This is a genomic window from Steroidobacter denitrificans (genome assembly GCF_001579945.1).
GTDB classification, from domain to species: Bacteria; Pseudomonadota; Gammaproteobacteria; order Steroidobacterales; family Steroidobacteraceae; genus Steroidobacter; species Steroidobacter denitrificans.
Map to the genome: position 1 here is coordinate 2,064,648 of NZ_CP011971.1, position 20,390 is coordinate 2,085,037.

General features: G+C 61.8%; 18 protein-coding genes. 10 read left to right on the forward strand and 8 right to left on the reverse strand.

The window, feature by feature from the left end; translation table 11 throughout:
• Positions 1-13: 13 nt before the first annotated feature.
• From ACG33_RS09525 to ACG33_RS09550, 6 genes are all read right to left on the reverse strand, one after another.
• Positions 14-1,660 (reverse strand): CTP synthase, encoded by a 1,647-nt coding sequence (locus tag ACG33_RS09525; RefSeq protein ID WP_066920697.1) that lies wholly within the window; start codon positions 1,658-1,660, stop codon positions 14-16.
• An 84-nt stretch (positions 1,661-1,744) separates the two neighbouring features.
• Complete coding sequence (gene tilS, locus ACG33_RS09530; protein WP_066920699.1) at positions 1,745-3,256, reverse strand: tRNA lysidine(34) synthetase TilS; 1,512 nt, start codon at positions 3,254-3,256, stop codon at positions 1,745-1,747.
• Positions 3,257-3,292: 36 nt separating this feature from the next.
• Positions 3,293-4,252, reverse strand: coding sequence for an acetyl-CoA carboxylase carboxyltransferase subunit alpha (locus ACG33_RS09535; protein ID WP_066920701.1), 960 nt, complete (start codon positions 4,250-4,252; stop codon positions 3,293-3,295).
• Between the two features lie 374 nt (positions 4,253-4,626).
• A complete protein-coding gene (locus ACG33_RS09540) occupies positions 4,627-5,562 on the reverse strand; it encodes a spermidine synthase (RefSeq protein WP_066920703.1) in 936 nt (311 codons plus the stop codon).
• Entirely contained in the window at positions 5,555-6,100 is a 546-nt protein-coding gene (locus ACG33_RS09545; protein WP_066923143.1) for a fused MFS/spermidine synthase, read from the reverse strand. The genes ACG33_RS09540 and ACG33_RS09545 overlap by 8 nt, the downstream gene beginning before the upstream one ends.
• Positions 6,101-6,208: 108 nt before the next feature.
• Positions 6,209-6,799, reverse strand: a complete 591-nt coding sequence (locus ACG33_RS09550; RefSeq protein WP_066920705.1) for a hypothetical protein — start codon at positions 6,797-6,799, stop codon at positions 6,209-6,211.
• A gap of 163 nt (positions 6,800-6,962) precedes the next feature.
• Between ACG33_RS09550 and ACG33_RS09555 the strand changes: the two genes are divergently transcribed.
• The gene (locus ACG33_RS09555) at positions 6,963-7,361 is read left to right on the forward strand and encodes an SUI1 family translation initiation factor (RefSeq protein WP_066920707.1); all 399 of its coding nucleotides are present in this window, start codon (positions 6,963-6,965) and stop codon (positions 7,359-7,361) included.
• 248 nt (positions 7,362-7,609) lie between these two features.
• Here the strand turns inward: ACG33_RS09555 and ACG33_RS16905 are convergent, their stop codons facing one another.
• Positions 7,610-7,738 (reverse strand): hypothetical protein, encoded by a 129-nt coding sequence (locus ACG33_RS16905; protein ID WP_257721735.1) that lies wholly within the window; start codon positions 7,736-7,738, stop codon positions 7,610-7,612.
• Between ACG33_RS16905 and ACG33_RS09560 the strand changes: the two genes are divergently transcribed.
• From ACG33_RS09560 to ACG33_RS09600, 9 genes are all read left to right on the forward strand, one after another.
• Positions 7,728-8,951, forward strand: coding sequence for a CaiB/BaiF CoA transferase family protein (locus tag ACG33_RS09560; protein ID WP_066923147.1), 1,224 nt, complete (start codon positions 7,728-7,730; stop codon positions 8,949-8,951). The two genes, ACG33_RS16905 and ACG33_RS09560, sit on opposite strands and share 11 nt — an antisense overlap.
• A gap of 42 nt (positions 8,952-8,993) precedes the next feature.
• Positions 8,994-10,286 (forward strand): cytochrome P450, encoded by a 1,293-nt coding sequence (locus ACG33_RS09565; RefSeq protein ID WP_083536669.1) that lies wholly within the window; start codon positions 8,994-8,996, stop codon positions 10,284-10,286.
• Between the two features lie 102 nt (positions 10,287-10,388).
• Positions 10,389-11,525 (forward strand): amidohydrolase family protein, encoded by a 1,137-nt coding sequence (locus ACG33_RS09570; protein ID WP_083536671.1) that lies wholly within the window; start codon positions 10,389-10,391, stop codon positions 11,523-11,525.
• 89 nt (positions 11,526-11,614) lie between these two features.
• On the forward strand, positions 11,615-12,025 hold the full coding sequence (locus ACG33_RS09575) for a putative zinc-binding protein (protein ID WP_066920711.1): 411 nt from the start codon (positions 11,615-11,617) through the stop codon (positions 12,023-12,025).
• Between the two features lie 205 nt (positions 12,026-12,230).
• Positions 12,231-14,006, forward strand: a complete 1,776-nt coding sequence (locus tag ACG33_RS09580) for a 2-oxoacid:acceptor oxidoreductase subunit alpha (RefSeq protein ID WP_210398994.1) — start codon at positions 12,231-12,233, stop codon at positions 14,004-14,006.
• A gap of 41 nt (positions 14,007-14,047) precedes the next feature.
• A complete protein-coding gene (locus ACG33_RS09585; RefSeq protein ID WP_066923156.1) occupies positions 14,048-14,863 on the forward strand; it encodes a 2-oxoacid:ferredoxin oxidoreductase subunit beta in 816 nt (271 codons plus the stop codon).
• Between the two features lie 44 nt (positions 14,864-14,907).
• Complete coding sequence (locus ACG33_RS09590) at positions 14,908-15,390, forward strand: ferritin-like domain-containing protein (protein WP_210398996.1); 483 nt, start codon at positions 14,908-14,910, stop codon at positions 15,388-15,390.
• A gap of 163 nt (positions 15,391-15,553) precedes the next feature.
• On the forward strand, positions 15,554-15,763 hold the full coding sequence (locus ACG33_RS09595; RefSeq protein WP_066920715.1) for a 4Fe-4S binding protein: 210 nt from the start codon (positions 15,554-15,556) through the stop codon (positions 15,761-15,763).
• A 29-nt stretch (positions 15,764-15,792) separates the two neighbouring features.
• Entirely contained in the window at positions 15,793-16,743 is a 951-nt protein-coding gene (locus tag ACG33_RS09600; RefSeq protein ID WP_210398997.1) for a flavin reductase, read from the forward strand.
• A 94-nt stretch (positions 16,744-16,837) separates the two neighbouring features.
• On the opposite strand, the gene dnaE is transcribed toward ACG33_RS09600, so the two are convergent.
• A complete protein-coding gene (gene dnaE / locus ACG33_RS09605; RefSeq protein ID WP_066920719.1) occupies positions 16,838-20,383 on the reverse strand; it encodes a DNA polymerase III subunit alpha in 3,546 nt (1,181 codons plus the stop codon).
• Between the last annotated feature and the right edge of the window lie 7 nt (positions 20,384-20,390).

The following is a 20,390-nucleotide window of genomic DNA, read 5'->3' on the forward strand; positions in this document are numbered from 1 at the left end:
GGGAAGTCGTCCTTCAGGCGTTGACTGCCGCCGGCAATTGCTGATGGCGTCGAGCGCGCGCAGCCTGGACGAAATGTGTGAACAACGGATGGCCGTCGCGCGGCGTGGAGCGAAATTCCGGATGGAACTGGCTGGCCACAAAAAACGGATGCGAGGGCAGTTCGATCATTTCCACCAGACCATCGCGCGAGAAGCCGGAAAAACGCAGACCCGCATTCATGAGCTTCTGCAAATATCGGTTGTTGAATTCATAGCGATGGCGATGACGCTCCATGATCAGGTCCGCACCATAGATCCGATGCGCGAGCGAACCATGCGACAGCCGGACTTCCTGTGCGCCCAGGCGCATCGTGCCGCCCATCGCGGATTTATCGGTACGCTGCTCCAGCGTACCCTTCTCATCCTGCCATTCGGCGATCAGTGCCACCACGGGGTGGGCCGTGCTGCGGGCGAACTCGGTGGAATGCGCACCCTGCATCCCGGCCACGTTGCGGGCGAACTCGACGACCGCCAGTTGCATGCCCAGGCAGATACCGAGGTAGGGAAGCTGCCGCTCGCGCGCGAATTGGATCGCCTGCAGCTTGCCGTCGACGCCGCGTTCACCGAAACCGCCGGGCACCAGCACCGCATCGGCACCCTCCAGGCAGCCGACGCCGTGCTTTTCGATATCGGTCGCTTCCACGAATTGGATGTTCACCCGCGTGCGGGTGCGCACGCCCGCATGAGTCAGCGCCTCGGTCAGTGAAATATAGGAATCGCGCAGATTGACATACTTTCCGACCAGGGCGATCGTCACCGCCGCATCCGGATTCGCCTTCGCCGCCACCACCTCGCGCCATTCGTGCAAGTCGGCCGGCGGTACGTCCAGGTGCAGCTTGCGCACCACGATGTCATCCAGCCCCTGCTCGTGCAGCAACAGCGGGATCTCATACAGATCGTCCGCATCCACGGCCGTGATGACCGCGCGCTCCTCCACATTGGTGAACAGTGCGATCTTGCGGCGCTGCTCGTCGGGCAGCGGATCGGTCGAGCGGCACAACAGGATATCCGGCTGGATGCCGATCGAGCGCAGTTCCTTGACGGAATGCTGTGTCGGCTTGGTCTTGATCTCGCCTGAACTCGGTATATAAGGAATGAGGGTCAGATGCATATAGAGCACATTATCGTGCCCCAGCTCCACCCCCATCTGGCGGATCGCCTCCAGGAACGGCAGGGATTCGATGTCACCGACCGTACCGCCGATTTCCACCATGCATACATCGGCGTCGCCGGCACCCATGCGGATGCAATGCTTGATCTCGTCGGTGATATGCGGGATGACCTGGACGGTCGCACCCAGATAGTCGCCGCGGCGTTCCTTGCCGATGACCCGCTCATAGATCCGCCCGGTGGTGAAATTGCTGTTGCGCGAAGTCGTGGTGCGCACGAAACGTTCGTAGTGACCCAGATCCAGGTCCGTTTCCGTACCGTCGGTAGTGACGAACACTTCACCATGTTGGAAAGGGCTCATGGTGCCGGGATCGACGTTGATGTACGGATCCAGCTTCACCATGCTCACTCTGAGCCCGCGAGCCTCAAGGATGGCGCCCAGGGAAGCCGCCGAGATGCCTTTTCCGAGTGAGGAAACGACACCGCCGGTCACACAGATATAACGCGTCATCACAGGCACCGTCGCTTGAATAAGGCAGACTGGAAAAGGTGTCGCACCGCAGGTGCGGCACCGTCGTCACGACGGGAGAACAGTCTATCCGAGTCGCCCCGTCGATGAAAGCAGGTCGGGTCCCGCTTCCCATACGATTCTTGCCGAAGGTTCCCCCTCGCCGGCGGCGAATTCCTGTGCGATCCACAGATCGGCTACCGCCGCCAGACGGCCGGCACTGTAGATCAGCGGTACGTGCGGACGCCACCAGGGCAGCACGCCGCGCGACTGTAAGAGCTTCTTGAGGGTGCGCCGATGAGGATCGCCGGCAGGCCGCAGGAATTCTCCGCCGCGGCGGGCACGAACCTCCAGCGAGGGTGCAAGCCGGGTAACGGCCAATCCGGTAATAGGCGGTCCGGTGACAGGCGGTCCGGTGACAGGCGGTCCGACAAGGCCTGGTCCGGACATCCCGATCTCGGCCATGACGGTCTCGTGCCCGCCGTTCTCACGGCTGCCGCAATGCTCGAGACGCAGACGGCCCAGGCCGCCTGGCAGGACCAGCGGCTGCGTGGCCGGCCAGCGCACCGGCCAGCGCAGCGGTTCGAACGCCGCCGCGGGTACCTCGCCCGGGCGCAGTGCATGGATCAGGCCCGCATGCCGGCGCAGTTCCCCGCCCTCCCAGGCGACGCAGGGAACACGATCTTCGCGCGCCCGAAGCAGATCATGCTCGATCGCCGCAAGCTTGCGCGTGGAGGGTGCGAGCAGGCCCTGCTGACGGATCCAATAACGCAGCAGGTTGCGGCGGCGCGCCGGATCGAGCGAACGCAGGGCTTCGAGAGCCACGCAGGCCCCGACACCAGCCGCCGCGTAGTCCCGGGCCGCGAGCGCGTCCAGCACTGCGCCTGCCTCGCCAAGATGCGCAGCACTGCGTACGGCGCTGCGCGCCGCCGCGGGCCAGCGCTCTTGCAATGCCGGCAAAACACGGTGGCGCAGATAGTTTCGGTCGAAACGGGTATCCGTGTTGGACGGATCGGTGAGCCATTCCAATCGCTCCTGGCATGCCCACGCCTCCAGTGCCGTCCGCGTGAATCCCAGTAACGGCCGCACCAGCCAGCCTCGCGCGAAACGCTGGCCGGACGGCATGGCACTCAGGCCGCGCAGCCCGGCGCCGCGCATGAGAGCCAGCAGCACGGTCTCCAGCTGGTCATCGGCATGATGTGCCGTCAGCAGCAGCTCTCCCGGCGCCAGCAACGCTCCCAGGGCGTCATAGCGTGCGGCACGTGCCGCTGCCTCCAGCCCCTGGTCCGGCCGTCGCGGCACCTCGACCGTGACTTTCTGGAATGCCGCACCCAGGCGCCCGGCAAAAGCCTCGCAGTGCGTGCTCCAGCGCGCCGAGTCGTCATGCAGTTGGTGATCGATATGCACGGCGCGTAAACGATGACCGGGATGGTCGGCGCACAGGCGGGCCGCGGCATGCAACAGCACGGTGGAATCCAGCCCGCCGCTGTAGGCGATGCACAGGCGGCGTGCAGGGACGTCGCCGGCGACGTCCGGTTCCAGGCCCCGAAGGCCGGCCTCGATGCCGGCCAGCAGTGCCGATGGAGAGAATTGCAGCATAACCTAGCCGGGTGCCGTCGAGCCTCGCCGGCGCATTTACGCCTGGCTGAACACGCCGTAGGCGCGCAAGCGTTGCTCGCGGCTCCTGAGCAGTTGTTCCAGCGGCTGCAACTGCAGTTCGCCCAGATGCCGCAGCAGTGCGTCCTTGAGCGTATCCGCCATGGCCTGCGGATCCCGATGCGCGCCGCCGAGCGGTTCCTTGAGCACCTCGTCGATGACACCAAGCTTGGCGATGCGCTCGGCACTCACGCCCATCGCCTCAGCCGCCAGGTCCTTCTTATCGCCGCTGCGCCACAGGATGCCTGCGCAGCCTTCCGGTGAAATCACCGAATAAATGCTGTACTGAAGCATCAGCAGCCGGTCGGACACGCCGATCGCCAGCGCACCGCCGGAGCCGCCCTCGCCGACCACGACTGCAATGATCGGCACTTGCAAGCCCGACATCTCGAACAGGTTGCGGGCGATCGCCTCGCTTTGGCCGCGCTCCTCGGCGCCCACGCCGGGATAGGCGCCGGCGGTATCGATGAACGAGATCAGCGGCATCTGGAAGCGTTCCGCCAGATGCATCAGGCGCAGCGCCTTGCGATAGCCCTCCGGCTTGGGCATGCCATAGTTGCGGCGCACCCGCTCCTTGGTATCGCGCCCCTTCTGCTGGCCGATCACCATGACGGGCCTGCCCTCCAGTCGCGCCAGTCCGCCGATGATCGCCTGATCGTCGGCATACATGCGGTCGCCGTGCAACTCCTGGAAATCGGTGAACAGGGCTCCGATGTAGTCCATCGTATAGGGACGCTGCGGATGGCGTGCAAGCTGGGCGATCTGCCACTGCGTCAGGTTGGAAAAGATGCTGGTGGTCAGCGCGCGGCTCTTGGCGCGCAGGCGGGAAATCTCCTCGCCGATATTCACCTCGGTGTCATCGGAGACGAATCTCAGCTCATCGATCTTGGCTTCCAGCTCGGCGATCGGTTGCTCGAAGTCCAGAAAGTTCATCGCCATGCGGCATCAGGCTCCCATGAAAGAAGGCGGAACATAACGGCCGCTCCGCCCGAGAGCAAGACGATTGCAACTGGACACGACTCGCCGGCTTCCCGGATGAACGCGCAAATTGCCGTCGCGGCGCCGGCTCCCAATGATCTCAAAGCATTGCAGCGCGCACCGGAATGGATCAAATCCATTCTTGAGGCCGCGCTTCGGGGCTGATGGCGAGCGTGATCGATCTCATGATCGTCGTCAGCCGATCGAGGATGAGTTCGCCTTTCACCATGACTGCGCGCTACCGCGCTTGACCTCCCCAAGTTTTCGGCGATCTCGGAAACTTCTCCCATGCAGGCCTTCGCCGAGAGTTCAGAGAGATTCATGAATGATGCCCGCTAACGGCCGGGCGAATCCTTTTTGTACGGCCTGAGCCTGCGCAGATTGAGCAGATTGGCCGGTGAATACTGATCGGTCAGCACGCGGGCATTCTCATCCCAGTCGGCTTGCCTGGAAAACAAGGACAGCAGCCCTGGGGCATCCAGTCCGAACTCGGCAAAGGCATCTTTCAACTGCATGCTGTGGCGTTGCAGTACCGCGTCCTCCGGAAGATCGCCGTTGACCGCGATGATCACCCGGTTTTCACATTTCAGGTTGAAGAACTCGTTGAATTCGGCCGCATAGGTCACGGACTCATGATCGTACAGGCGGCTGGTCGAAAATGTATTCGCGGCCAGCACGCCCTGCGGCACCAGCAGCGATTTCACCTCGGCAATGAATTCACGCGTCAGCAGATGCTCGGGGATATATTCGTGGTCGAACGCATCGAGCATGATCAGATCGTAGTGCTGCGCCCGACGAATGGCGCGCTTGACGAAAACACGCCCGTCCATCTCGAACACCTGTATCCGCCCCGCATCGCGAAAGCCGAAGTATGCTCGTGCCACGCGCACGACGGCAGGATCGATTTCCACCGTATCGATGCGCGCCAGCGGGAACATCCGCGCCAATGTCATGGGCAGCGTACCGCCCCCCAGGCCGATGATCAGGATCGATTCGGGTGCGGGCTGCACATACAATGAAGCCAGCATCATGCCTATATAGCTCATGACGATGCGCTCGGGCCGCTGGCGGTCCATGCAGCTCTGGCGTCCGATACGGCAAGCACGAGTGAAGCACATGCAGCGTATGTGGCCGGCGTCATATACCATGACTTCGCGATACAGCGACCGCTCGGAGTGCAGCAGGCGCATCGCCTCCGCCGGCGCGGTCAACCCCAGCAGCAGCAACGCGAAGGCGACCGGCTTCAAGGCTGCCGGCAGCGGCTCACGCATGCCCGCGTCTTCCGCCGAACCAGGCCAGGATCCCGATGCATCCCGAAATCAGCAGCATGACCAGCAGGATATGATTCACTTCCATGATCAGCACCAGGTAGAAGGACGTCAGCAGGGTACCCGCCGCACTGCCGAACGTCGACGCGAAGTACAGCTGGCCTGCGTGACGTCCCGAACTGCTTCGATCCTGTACCAGCAGGCGCACGGCATACGGGGAGACCATGCCCGAGAAAAACGTGGGTACGAAGAACAGCAGGCTCGCACCCAGCAGCGAACCGAAGCGTGGATCCGGCACCCGCTGCGCGACGGCATCCAGTATGCCCTCTGCAAACATCAGCAGCGGCGACACGCTTGCCGCGGCCACCAGCAGGATGAGACCGAGCCGCCGCACGCTCGGAGCATGCACCGATAACCGGCCGCCCGCCAGATAGCCCAGCGACAGTGCCAGCATGAACACCGTGATGATGGCACCCCATACGTAGATGCTGCTGCCGAAGGTCGGCGCCAGCAGGCGCCCACCCAGCAATTCGATGGCCATCACGAAAAAGCCGGACCACCCCGCGATCAGGTAGCTCAGGAAGACTTGCACGCGAATCTCTACCTCTCCATATCCGCCGGCTCACGCGGCGGCGGACAGGTGCATTACTTACTCCGGATTCCGGGACCCGCCTGTCTCGGCCGGTACGGTCGGTGCGGCCGGTACGACCGGCTCGCCGGTCGCTGCGATGATCTCGAAGCGATCATGAATGGTCCCTCGCGCCCGGGGCGCGCCGCCGCGGCGCCAGATGGACGAGGCGAAGTCGCGCGACTGCTGCGGCGGCACCGACACCGCCGTCCAGTGCTGCTCCTGCCAGATCGGTTCGCAGCCGCTGGGATCCAGCGCTCCCTCGTAGCAATCCAGCCGTGTCAGCCGGATCGTTATCGTCTTCAGCAGCATGTCCCGGGTCTGGTTGCCGATGCGCCCATGCAGTTCGAAGGGCGCACCGCCGCCGGTCAACCGCATGCCGTCAAGGTGCACCGATTCCACCGGCACCGAGCGCAACTGCGCCGCCGGCGAACTCGGACGCCCACGCTCCTGCACGAGCGCCGGCGTGGCCGGGTCAGGGCCGCGCCAGCGCTGTACGATTCCCCACCCCAGCAGGATGCTCAGTACCACGAATCCAGCGATCGCCACCGGCCGCAGCCGCGGCACGGCGATCGCAACATAGAGAAATGCAGCTGCAAGTATCCAATACATGCGCCAAGGATAACCGCAGGCTGCCGCAACCAGACAGCTAAAACCGCCCGGATATAAAAGATACGCTTGATCCGTGCCGCGAACATGCCAAGATCATCGTTCCCCGCTCCCGCGAAAACGATGACCAACCCGCCACCGCGCGGATGATGAACGCTTTTCCACCATGAAACCGCGCCCCAGCCGATCCCGCAGCCGCGACGATGGCGGCATCGTGTACAGCACCGGCATCGGCGAGCGCTGCCCGAACTGCCTGCGTGCCCGCCCCGAATGCGTCTGCCGCAAAGGCACACCCGGTAAAGGCGCGTCCGGCAAGGCGGCTGCCGACGGCGTCGTACGCGTCAGCCGCGAGACTCAGGGGCGCAAGGGCAAGGGTGTTACCGTCATCGCCGGACTGGGCCTGCCCGAGCCTGAATTGCAGCTGCTTGCCACCGAACTCAAGAAGCACTGCGGCTGCGGCGGCTCGGTGGAGAATGGACGTATCGAGATCCAAGGCGATCATCGCGATCGCCTCGTCGAGGATCTCACCCGGCGCGGCTGGGCGGTGAAACGCGCGGGAGGCTGAGCATCTTTTGCTTACTGGTGCCGCTACTCGCGGTGCGGCGCCATCCGAGTACCTCATCCATCACTTTGGGCCAGGCCGGCCGGCTTCCGAATCGGAAAAAGCGTTGGAATCAAGGCGTGCATTGTTGCGGTGGAATGACAGTGTGTCGCACCTTGGAGTGCTTGTCAGCGGCTGGAGTTTATTCCTACACTTGGTCGTAGTTGATTGAAAATTATCCGACTTCATACGGTGGAGAAACTGCATGCAGCTTAACGACTGGGCGACAACCCGTCTTCGGGACACTCAAGCTCGATGCCAATGGCATGCTGGACGACCGGCAAAACCGCATCCGCCGAAATCGCTTCGTTGCGTGAGCGCGTGAAGACGATGACTGCCAAGAATCTTCCCCTCGCCGGAATCAAGGTCGTCGAAGTCTCCATGTGGGCCTTCGTGCCGGCGGCAGGCGCCGTGCTTGCCGATATGGGTGCCGAGGTAGTAAAGATCGAGCCGCATACCGGTGATCCGATGCGCGGACTCACTTATCAGGGCATCGCTCCTGGTACCGGAGGTTTCACCTTCCTCTGGGATATTTTCAATCGCGGCAAACGCAGCGTCGCGATGGACCTGAACGTCGAGGGTGCCACGGATGTGTTGCACCGGCTCTTGGAAGATGCCGATGTTTTTCTGGTAAGTCTACTGCCGTCGGCGCGCCGGAAACTGAAGATCGACATCGAGGATATCTGCAGCCGCCATCCCAGGCTCATTTATGCTGTGGGCAGCGGGCAAGGCGCCCATGGTCCCGAGGCGGACAAGGGCGGCTATGACGCGCTCTCCTTCTGGGCGCGCGGCGGTGTAGCCTCTGCGGTAACGCCGGACGACTCGCCGCACGTTCTCCTGCAACCGACCGGCGCCTTCGGCGACAGCATCAGCGGCGCGATCCTGGCCGGCGGCGTTGCAGCGGCACTCGCGCAGCGGGCAATGACCGGCAAGATTTCAGTCGTCGATACCTCACTGCTCGGTACATCCATGTGGGTGATGCAGACCGGCATCATCGGCGCAACGCTCGCCGGCGTAAACGAGTTGCCCAAGCTAAGCCGCGACATCGTGCCGAATCCGCTGGTGAATAGCTACCGCACATCCGATGGACGTTTCATTGCCCTCTGCATGCTGCAAAGCCAGCGCTATTGGCCGGGCTTCTGCAAAGCCGCCGGCCGTCCTGAGCTGATCAACGATCCACGTTTCGATACCGACGAGAACCGCACCGCGAACCTGAAGGCCTGTGTGACCATGCTCGATGAGCTGTTTGCAACACGCACGCTGGCCGAATGGGAGACGATCCTTGCAAGCCAGGAAGGCCAGTGGAACATCGTGCAGCAGGCCGGTGAACTTGCACGGGATCCGCAGGCAGTGGCCAACCGCTTCATCCAGGAGGTCGATTACGGCGACAGCCGGGCACTCAAGATGGTCAGCACGCCCCTGCAGTTCGACCGCCAGGCACTCAATGCCCGTCCGGCCCCCGATCTCGGGGCGCATAACGACCAGGTGCTCGCCGAGCTCGGCTATGACGAGGAACAGATTCTCAACTTGAAGATAGCCGGCATCGTTTCCTGAGACGGCAGCCGACGCACCGAAGATTCGCGTAAGGAGCATTCGATGGCTGAAAGCCTACGACGGTCGACCAGTCCTTTGGCCGAAAAGCTATCCCGAGAGGATTCCTGTCCGCACAAGGGAACTTCGGCATTGGCATCCAACCAGGCCGATCAGGCTGCATCGCATACGGCGGCCGGCGTTCCCAATGGGATCGAGACCGACTGGGATCCAAGGTCTGCCGAAGTTCTGCGCGATCAACGCGCCGCCTATGACTCCATGCGCGAACGCTGTCCCGTCGCCTTCAGCGAGTTCATGCACTGGTCTTTGTTCCGTCACGAGGACATCGAACGTGCGCTCCTGGATCATGAAACCTTCAGCAATGCGGTATCCCAGCATCTCACCGTACCGAACGGCATGGATCCGCCTGAACACACGGCTTACCGCGCCATCATTGATCGCTGTTTCACACCGGAACGCGTCGATGCATTTGCACCCGTCTGCCGCGGGATCGCTGCCGACCTGGTGCGCAACATGCTGGGACGCGACGAGGTGGAGTTGATAGCGGATCTGGCCTTGCCGTTCTCGGTATACGTGCAGTGCGCTCATCTCAACTGGCCGACGACCCTGCATGAGCCGTTGATCCGCTGGACGCGAAGAAACTACGAAGCCAATCTCAAGCGGGATCGGCATATCACCTCGGAAATAGCCCGGGAATTCGAGGCGCTCATCGACGACATGATCGAAGCCCGGTCGCAAGGACAGTCGAAGCCTGAAGACGATCTTACCGCCGTCCTGCTCAATGAGCGCGTGTGGGGACGGCCGCTCAGCAACGAGGAAATCGCCAGCATCCTGCGAAACTGGACTGTCGGTGAGATCGGTTCCATCTCAGCGGCAGTGGGCATCGTGGCCTACTATCTGGCGCAGCATGTCGACTTGCAGCAGCAACTCAGGACACAACCTTCCCTGCTGGATGCCGCTATCGATGAAATCCTGCGCATGTTCGGCCCGTTGGTGGCCAATCGGCGGATCACGACCCGTCCGGTAGAAATCGGCGGCCGGAAGATCGGCGCCGGTGAACGGATATCGCTCATGTGGATCGCCGGCAACAGAGACGGGCGCGTCTTCGATGATCCCGACAGCTTCCGTCTGGATCGCGACCCGGCAAAGAATCTCCTGTATGGGGCGGGCGTTCATGTCTGTCCAGGTGCGCCGCTGGCCAGGCTGGAGTTGCGGATGATCACCGAGGAACTGCTCAGACAGACCACGGCGATCGAGCCAGTGCCCGGTAAAACCCCTGTCAATGCCATTTTCCCTTCGAGTGGATATGCCACGCTGCCGCTGTGTATCAAACGTTGATTACAGAATTTGCTGGCTTGCCGAGCGAGCAGGTTTCCTGAAGTTCCAGATCCTGCAGTTCGGTGCAGGCAATTGTCAGTCAAAGATAGAGGAGTTTCTGAAATGAGTGCCATCCCCGTAAAACTATTATCGTGCGACACCCACCTTGAGCACTGGGGTACGGTGCTCGAGAATTACATTCCGCAAAAACATCATCCTCTGTTCGAACAGGCGCCCTACAAGATCAAGATTCACGGCCACACTCCCTGTTATGGGGACGATGGCGTGAACGTCGCGGCCATCGGCGGCTATCGCGACTACTGGAAGATCAGAAAGGGAACCATCGACATCAAGAAGGACAAGATTCCAGGAACCTATGGCGGACCGGATGAATATGCCGAATGGATGAAGATCGACGGCATCACGGCGGCCGTACTGCTTCCCGGCGGGCCGACGGGCTCTGTCATCGGCGTGGCCCGCGGCACGCTCGATCGGGCTGAATATCTGGACGTGCTGCGGGGTTACAACAACTTCGCCAGCGATTTCTCCAAAGCCTATCCCGATATGTTCCTTGGCGGCGCCTGTATTCCGACGACCGGAATCGATGATGCCATCGCCGAGTTGCAGCGGGTAAGCAAGTTGCCGGGTATTCGTACGGTCGCACCGGCTGCCTTCCCCAATGGTTCGGCCAGTCCGCAACCCGAAGACGATCGTTTCTACCAGGAGGCGATGAATCTTGGCATGCCCATCACCATGCACGGCGGCTGGTCCAGCCCGATCGGCGGCTGCAAGAACGACCAGGACGTGGCTGCCTGGATCATCGGTCATATCGAGGTCGTCACCGGCGGACCCTACAGCGCGACGCAGATGATCCTGTCAGGCGTGTTCGACCGTCTGCCGAACCTGCGCATCATCGTGCTTGAGGCCGGTGCCGGTTGGCTGCCCTTCTCCATGGATGTCATGGATCACTTCTACGATCGCCAGCGCCATTGGGCGGGTATCGACCTGAAGAATCCTCCCTCCTGGTACTGCACCAGCGGCAATTTCCTATGGAACGTCATTGCCGACAGGCACGCCATCAAGATGCGGAACTTCATCGGTGTCGACAACCTTTCCTGGGCATCGGACTTCCCGCATGGCAATTCCGAGTTTCCGGAAGATCGCGCCCGGGCCATGAAACTTGTCGCGGACTGCACTGCCGAGGAGCGTAACAAGATCCTCTGGAGCAATGCCGCCCAATTCTACGGGCTGGAGACCTGAGGTATTCCCTTGGCGGGAAGGCGGCGCCCGGACTTCATCCTATGATCCGGGCTGCCGCTCCCGTCTTCTGAACCTTGTGAGGATACTGTATGAACACCGTGCATAGTGCAGATACGGGTACGGCAACTGTCGATCGATCGAAGCTGCCGCTGGTTTATTCCTGTTCCGGTTGCTCGAGCGCAGCCCAGACCAGCAATAGCGTGGCAATCGCGCTCGATCGCCGCAACCTGGCGGAGATGTCCTGCATCGCCGGCGTGGGTGGTGATGTCAAGAAGCTGGTCAAGGTTGCCAAGTCCGGCCGGCCGATCATTGCGATCGACGGTTGTCCCTTGGCCTGCGTGAAGAACTCTCTGGCACGTCACGGGGTGGAACCGGCAGTCTGGCACGAACTCTCCCAGTATGAGGTGGAAAAGGTCTATCAGGCCGATCCGAATCCTGAACTGGTGAAGAAAGTGATAGGCATCGTGACCGACTCGCTGAGTTCGATACCGCAGAAGTAAGCCTTTGCCGCCCGGGATGCAGTCGCATCCCGGCCGGACTCGAGATCTCGCCGCCGGCATGAAACCCGTAAGCCGTTTTCGCTCCCAAGCTGTTTTCGCCATGAAAGATTCGAGTTCGAGGGCGAATATGCATGGGATCGCCGTGACCTGCACGGTCGCGGACAAGGGCTTATCAGACGAAGGAATCTGTTGCTAAACGACACTGATGATGACTACGAATATTCAGGATAGAAATTCAGCGCGTTTGGAAGGAACCGGTTCCTCGATTTCCGTCGCACTGGCCGGCAGCGGTGGAACAGGCGCCATCTCGGCAGCCACCATGCTGGTGGATGCCGCCGGAAAGGCGCAGTGGTACGCGTTGATGACCCGATCGGTCGGTGCGCAGATCCGGGGCGGTGAGACCGCTGCGCTGATCCGCTTCAGCACCGATCCCGTGGCGGGTCACGGCGATGATTTTCAGGTTCTGCTGGCCTTTGACTGGCAGAATCTCGAACGCTTCGCCAGTGAAATCCCCTTATCGGCGAACAGCCTGGTCATTGGCGATCTGGACCATGGAGCGGCGCCGGAGGTGATCGCCGCAACCGGCGCCCGCTATGTCGGGCTGCCGCTCAAACAGCTTGCCAGGACGATTCCCGGCGGGCGTCCGAATATGGTGGGCATGGGAGTCGTTGCCGGGCTGATCGGGCTGCCGCTTGAGCCCTTGTATTCCGTACTCGAGAATTTTTTCGCCGATAAAGGCGATAAGATCCTGGCCGTCAGCAAACAGACGGTAGCGGTCGGTTATGAAGCGGCGGCAGCGCTCGGCGATGAATATCGGCTGCCGCCGGCTCATACACCGTCATCGGGAAAACGCTGGAGTATCAGCGGCAATCAGGCTACGGGCCTGGGCGCCCTCAGGGGAGGCATCCGCTTCGTTGCCGCATATCCCATCACGCCGGCCACCGAAGTTCTGGAGTGGATGGCGGGGGCATTGCCCGGGGTCGGAGGCGCGCTGGTCCAGGTCGAAGATGAACTGGCGGCAATCAACCAGATCGTCGGCGCCTCATACGGCGGTACGCCGGCACTCACCGCCACCGCCGGTCCAGGCCTGTCATTGATGATCGAGTCGCTGGGTCTGGCCGTCGCTGCGGAAGTCCCGCTGGTCGTGGTGGATGTCATGCGCGGCGGTCCATCGACCGGCATCCCTGCGAAATCGGAGCAGGCGGATCTCAATATCGCGATTTACGGCCTGCATGGAGATGCCCCGCACCTGGTGCTGGCACCGAATTCCGTAACGGACTGCATCTTCACTACACAATGGGCCACGCATCTATCGGAGACTCTGCAGGCACCGGCGATCGTGCTTTCCGATCAATATCTCGGACAGACGAAAGCGGTGTTGGACAGGCCTCCCGATATCGTTTTTCCGACCCGGCGTGAATTGGCTAGCGAACCTGCCGACGGCCGGAAGTATCTGCGCTACGCGGATACGCCTTCCGGTGTTTCGCCCATGGCGACCCCGGGTATGCCGGGTTGTCAATATACGGCGGACGGTCTCGAGCATGATCAAAGCGGTGCGCCCTCCTCGCGTGCCGAGGACCATCTTGCTCAGATGAACAAACGTGCCCGCAAGCTTGCCGACCACGACTACGGAGACTACTGGGCGGATCTCGACGGCGAAGGGGATCTGGCCATCGTTACCTGGGGCTCATCCACCGGCGCGGTACGAGAAGCGGCGAGTAGATGGCGAAAGGAAGGCGGCAAGGTCAGAGTGCTCAGCGTTCGCCTGCTGGCGCCGGTACAGCCGGAAAAATTTCAGCAGGCCCTTGCCGGCGTATCTCGCATACTCGTGGTCGAGCAGAGCCACGGTGCACAGTTCTACCGCTACTTGCGGGCTTATTACGACCTGCCGCAGCAGACCAGGATCCTGCATCAACCCGGTCCGTTACCGTTTCGGCCGCACCAGATCTGCGAACAACTTTCCAGCTGGAGAGCGACGTGATTCATGAACCCTTGCTGCAGCAGAAAGAACCCGATGCCGTCATGAAGGATCCGGACAGCTATCGTTCCGGGGTCAAGCCGGTCTGGTGTCCCGGATGTGGCGACTATTCTGTGCTGAGCGCTCTGACCAACGCCATGAGTGCGCTGCAGCTGCCGCCTGAACAGGTCGCCTTGATTTCGGGCATCGGCTGCTCATCGCGAATACCGACATATGTCAACGTCTATGGTTTTCATGGCGTGCATGGGCGTGCCCTGCCGCTGGCCACCGGACTCAAGCTGGCGCGGCCCGATCTGACCGTACTGGCAGCCGGAGGCGATGGTGACGGTTTTTCGATCGGCGGCAATCATTTTCTGCACGCCTGCCGCCGCAATGTGGACATGACCTATATCATCATGGACAACGAGGTCTACGGCATGACGAAAGGCCAGGCCTCGCCGACCACCGCGCCGGACTGGACCGGAAGCGATCTAACCCCGGCGGGAACCGGCTTGACCGCTTTTCAACCCTTGTTGCTGGCATTGGTGACCGGCGCCAACTTCATCGCCCGCTGCTTCAGCGGCGACCCGGCCAATTTGGCGGAAATTCTGGTCGAGGCGATTCGACACCCGGGCTTCTCGGTCGTACAGATCCTGAGTCCCTGTCCGACTTTTCGCCCGGAGCAGCGCCAGTGGAAAAATCAGGTGCGTGAGATCCCCGACAGCGCAACAGCCGATTTTCGCAGCGCCGCCCGTTTTTTGATGGAAGATGACGGCCTGAGCGTGGGGCGGATCCTTTATCGCACAGATCGTAAGCCATTCGCGCTCTCGAAGAACCGGCGCGGTGATATCAGCGAGTTAGACATGGAATTCGTACTATGACTGCAAGCGGCAATATCAAACCGGAGCGTTCCCTCGAGGATCTGTTGGCCTATGCCGAGATCATGGAACGTGCTGCCGCCAATCGTTATGCGGAGTTGGCCGATATCATGACGGTCCACAACAACCCGGAGGTCTCGGAATTATTCCGCAAGATGGCTGCCATCGAATGGCTGCATGTGAATAATGTCAATGAACTGTCACGTGAACTGACGACCCCGGTTGATGCGGTGCAGGCCGGCGGCGGTGATCGCCTGCGCGGCGCCGAGATTCCGGATTCGGAAGACATGCATTATCTGCACACGCCGCACCATGCATTAAAACTGGCGCAGAAATATGAGCAAAACGCTCTGGATTTTTATCGCCAATTGGCCGAGTCGGCGAAGAGCGACGAGTTGCGTGCCGCGGCGCTGCGGCTGGCGGCCGAGGAGGAATCTCATCTGCGTGAATTGGATAGCTGGCTGCTTCAGTATCCCGAACCGGAACCCGGTTGGGATAAGGACTTTGATCCGCCGAATGCAATTGATTGACTCGTACAAGCACAGCAGGACAACACCGGCACCCGCTGTCCAGGTGATGATCTGCGGATACACTTGATGTTCATGCTGGATCGGCAGGCCAATGCGAAGTCTGTCGCAGCAAATCGCCGGGAACGCTCGGCATACTTCGATATTGACCGATAGGTGGCAAGTCATGAGTCTGAGAATCACGGAACTGTGCAGCGCCTGTGATGCGTGTCTGTCTGAATGCCCTACGGAAGCCATTACCGCCGGAAGACCCTACGTAATCGATCAGGACAAGTGCGTCGAATGCGTCGGCTTCTTCGATGAACCTCAATGCATGGATGTCTGTCCGGTCAACGGAGCAATCGTGCCGGCAACGATGCAGTCCGGTGCCGGTTGACGAAGATATCGCCGATGCAGGCAGTCGCCATGAGCACCGACCCGGGAGATCTGCGCCGGGCGTTCGGTACCTTTGCCACCGGAGTGACGATCGTTACCGCCCGCAGCGTGACCGGACAGGACGTAGGCTTGACGGTCAACAGCTTCAGTTCCGTTTCGCTGGATCCCCCGATGGTGCTCTGGAGTCTCGCCAAAACCTCGGGAAACCGTGCCACTTTCATGGAAACGGACTCTTTTGCCGTACATATCCTGGCCCAGGAACAGGCTGATCTCGCCGCGATATTCGCCCAGCGCGGTGTTGATAAATTCGCCGGGCTCGAGCTTGATCGCGGTATCGAACAGGTCCCTTTGCTCGATAACTGCAGTGCCCGCTTCCAGTGTAAGACGGTTTTCCGCTTCGATGGCGGCGATCATGACATTCTAGGCGGCGAGATCGTCGCCTATGAGCATTTCGAGCGCCCTCCCCTGGTCTTCCTCTCCGGCCGGTATGCGATTGCCATGGAGCATCCCGAGGAGGGCCCGGCAGCCGAGGATCAAGAGCCGTTCGCCACCAGTACACTGATGTCGTTGCAGTATCTGGTGGCCAAGGCGCACTATCAATGTCAGCTTGCTCTACGGCCCGAGCTGGCCCGGGCGGATCTCACCGAGGTCGAGTTCTATCTGCTGGCGGTTGTAGCAATGACCAGTCCCTGTACAGTGGATTATCTCCTGCGGCGGGTAGAAACCTCGGGGGCCGAGGTCAGCAAGGTGAATATCGACCGTCTCGTGAATCGAGGCTTTCTGGTCAGGCAGAGCGCGGCGCGGGAAGATTTACGTATCACTATCGAAGGCGGCAAAATTCTGATGCGGCTCGCCGCCGTCAGAAAGACCATCGAAAGCGATGCCCTCAAGGACTTCAGTTTGACCGAGATCGGCGTCTTCAAACAAATGCTGCGCAGGGTGGTCCAGCGAACCATGCCGGCAGAGCACAGCCTGGCATGACGGCTCCCGCCGGAAATCGCCGTTCCCGATCCTCGGCGATCCCTGCCTCCTCGACCTCCCGCCCGAACCGCTGATGCCGCCGCGAGGTTGGATGCTACGCATCCAACCTCGATGCATACACCAGCCGCAGGCCGTCATGGCCGAATAATCGACTCAAACGCTCGGTCAGCTCGCAGGTCGGCGTCACCGACCATTCATCCGGCAGCACCACTTCCGCGCGCGCCTCGATATTTCGGTAGCGTATCGCCACTTGGCAGCGTCCGCCGCGAAACGGCTGCAGCGTCTCGTGCAATGACTCGACGAACCGGCGATCGACCCCGCGGTCGGCCTCGCCATCGGCATTGACGGGCCAGCGCAGCACCAGGCGGCGGCCATATCGTTCACGCGCCTGATCGATGTCCATCACGTGTTTGGCAGTCAGGCGCCAGTCCTCAATGTAATCATCGAAGCGCAGCGAGCCTTCGACTATCAGGATCGCACCCTTCGCGACCCGGCTGCGGTACTCCTGCCAGACATCCTCGAACATGGAGACCTCCATGCGGCCGCTGCGATCATCGAGCGTAAAAGTCGTACGCTGGCCGCGCTTGCCGGTTTCGAACACCATGCCGGCCACGGATACGGGTCTGCCCTTGAAATGAAATCCCTCGTTGCTTCCGGGTGCCGGCCGCTCTCCGATGATATCGGCGATGCGGCCGCTGATGATGGGACGCAGTTCGGCGGCGAATTCCTCGAATGGATGTCCGGTGAGATACAGCCCCAGAGTCTCGCGCTCCCCCTCCAGGCGCACGCGGGAACTCCAGTCCGGCAGCACCTCCACCGGCACCGGCGCCTCGCTCTGTGTATTCGTATCCAGGAGGCCGAACATATCGTCCTGGCCGACGGCGCGTGCACGCAGAGTCTGGTCCGCAAGCTGCATCGCCGCCGGCAGACTGTGCATCAAGGTGGCACGGTTCGGCCCCAATGAATCGGCGGCGCCGGCGCGGATCAGCGCCTCCAGCACGCGGCGATTCATGCGATTGATATCGGAGCGCCGGCATAGATCGGCCAGGTCGCGATAGGGACCGCCGCTGTCGCGTTGGGCAACCAGCATTTCCACGACGCCCTGGCCGACGCCCTTGATCGCACCGAGTCCATAGCGAATACGGCGTTCGCCCGATACCGTGAACATGTAGTGCGAAGCGTTGACATCGGGCGGCTCGACCTCGAGCCGCATACGGCGCGCCTCATCGATCAGAGTCACGACCTTGTCGGTCTTGTCCATGTCCGCCGACAACACCGCTGCCATGAAGGCGGCTGGATAATGCGTCTTGAGCCAGGCGGTCTGATAGGACAGCAGCGCGTAAGCGGCGGAGTGGGACTTGTTGAAGCCGTACCCCGCAAATTTTTCCATGAGATCGAAGATATGTTCCGCCGTGCGCTGTGCGACACCACGGCCGGTCGCGCCGGTCACGAAGATCGAACGCTGCTGCGCCATTTCCTCGGGCTTTTTCTTGCCCATCGCCCGGCGCAACAGGTCGGCTCCGCCCAGCGTATAGCCGGCCAGCACCTGGGCAATCTGCATGACCTGTTCCTGGTACAGGATGACACCGTAGGTCGGGGCCAGTACAGGCTGTAGATCGGGATGCAGATAGTCGATCGGCCCGGTGATCTTGCCATGCTTGCGGGCGATGAAGTCATCGACCATGCCCGATTGCAGCGGTCCCGGCCGGAACAAGGCCACGAGCGCGATGATGTCCTCGAAGCAGTCCGGCTGCAGACGCCGGATGAGATCCTTCATGCCGCGCGATTCGAGCTGGAATACTGCAGTGGTTGTACAGCGCTTGAGCAGATCGTAGGTGGCCGTATCGTCCATGGGCAGTGCGGCCATGTCCAGCAACGCTTCGCCGTGCTGCAAGCGCTGCGCATTGATGGTCTTGACGGCCCAGTCGATGATCGTCAGGGTGCGCAGGCCCAGAAAATCGAACTTGACGAGCCCGACTGCTTCCACATCATCCTTGTCGAATTGGGTGACGACGCTGCCGCCGGAGGCATCACAGAACAGCGGGGTGAAATCCGTCAGCATCGAGGGCGCGATCACCACGCCGCCGGCATGCATGCCGGCGTTGCGGACCAGGCCTTCCAGCGACATGGCCATATCCAGCAGTGCGCGCGTCTCCTCCTCCTCGCGATAGCGGCGCCGCAGTTCCTCCTCCTTCTCCATGGCTGCCTTCAGCGTGATGCCGAGTTCAAACGGTATCAGCTTGGCGATCGAATCGGCGTAGCCGTAACTCTGGCCGAAGATCCGCGCGACGTCGCGCACCACCGCCTTGGCGGCCATGGTGCCGTAGGTAATGATCTGGGAGACGCGCTCGCGCCCGTAGCGCTGCGCCACATAGTCGATGACCCGATCACGGCCGTCCATGCAGAAGTCGATATCGAAGTCGGGCATGGAGACGCGTTCCGGATTGAGGAAGCGTTCGAACAGCAGATCGTAGCGCAGCGGGTCAAGATCGGTAATGCCAAGGGCGTACGCCACCAGGGATCCGGCGCCCGAACCGCGGCCGGGGCCGACCGGCACACCATTGTCGCGTGCCCAGCGAATGAAGTCCGCTACGATCAGAAAATAGCCGGCGAAGCCCATCGGGCAGATGACGCCGAGTTCCGCATCCAGGCGTTCCTGATATTCCCGCGGGGTGATCACGCGCGCCTTCATGGGTGCGGCACCGAGCCGGAGCAGTCTTTGCTGCAGCCCCCGCTGCGACTCCTCACGCAAAAAATCCTCCATGCTCATGCCGGAAGGCACGGGATACGGCGGCAGCACCGACTTGCCGAGGGTCAGTTGCAGGGTGCAGCGCCGGGCGATCTCGACGGAATTCGTCAGCGCCTCGGGCAGCTCCTTGAACAAGGCCGCCATTTCCTGCGGCGACTTGAGATACTGCTCGCGGCTGTAATGCCGCGACCGCTTGGGATCATCGAGCAGGCTGCCTTCCTGGATGCATACGCGCGCTTCATGCGCATCGAAGTCCGTGGGCCGCAGAAAACGTACGTCGTTCGTGGCGACGATCGGCACACCCCGCTCGCAGGCGAGTTCGAGCGAGCCCTGGATGAGCCGCTCTTCCGCCTCGCGGCCGGTACGCTGTAATTCCAGATAAAAGCGATCGCCGAACAGATCGAGCCAGAAGCCCAGTGCCGTGCGGGCGTCCTCGGGACGCCCGTTGACGATTGCCCGGCCCACATCTCCCGCGCGCGCGCCCGACAAGGCGATCAGCCCGGCCAGGTCTTCGCGGGTCAGCCAGCCGCGGTCGACCATCGGTATGCCTTTGCTTTGCCCTTCCTGCCAGCTGCGGCTGACCAGGCGCGTGAGATTGCGGTAACCGGTCTCGTTCTGGCACAGCATGACCAGCGTCGAGGGATCCGCGCGCTCGTCCGGTTCGCGCACTCGCAGATCGACGCCGATGAGCGGCTTGACGCCGCGGGCGAGCGCCGCCTTGTAGAACTTCACCATGGCGAACAAATTGCCCTGGTCCGTCAGCGCTACCGCAGGCATGCCGGCGGCTGCGACCGCGTCCATCAATCCGCCCTGTTGACCCTCGCTCGTGATCCGCACCACGCTGTCGGCCAGCGAGTATTCGGTATGCAGATGCAAATGGATGAAGTTCATTTCATAT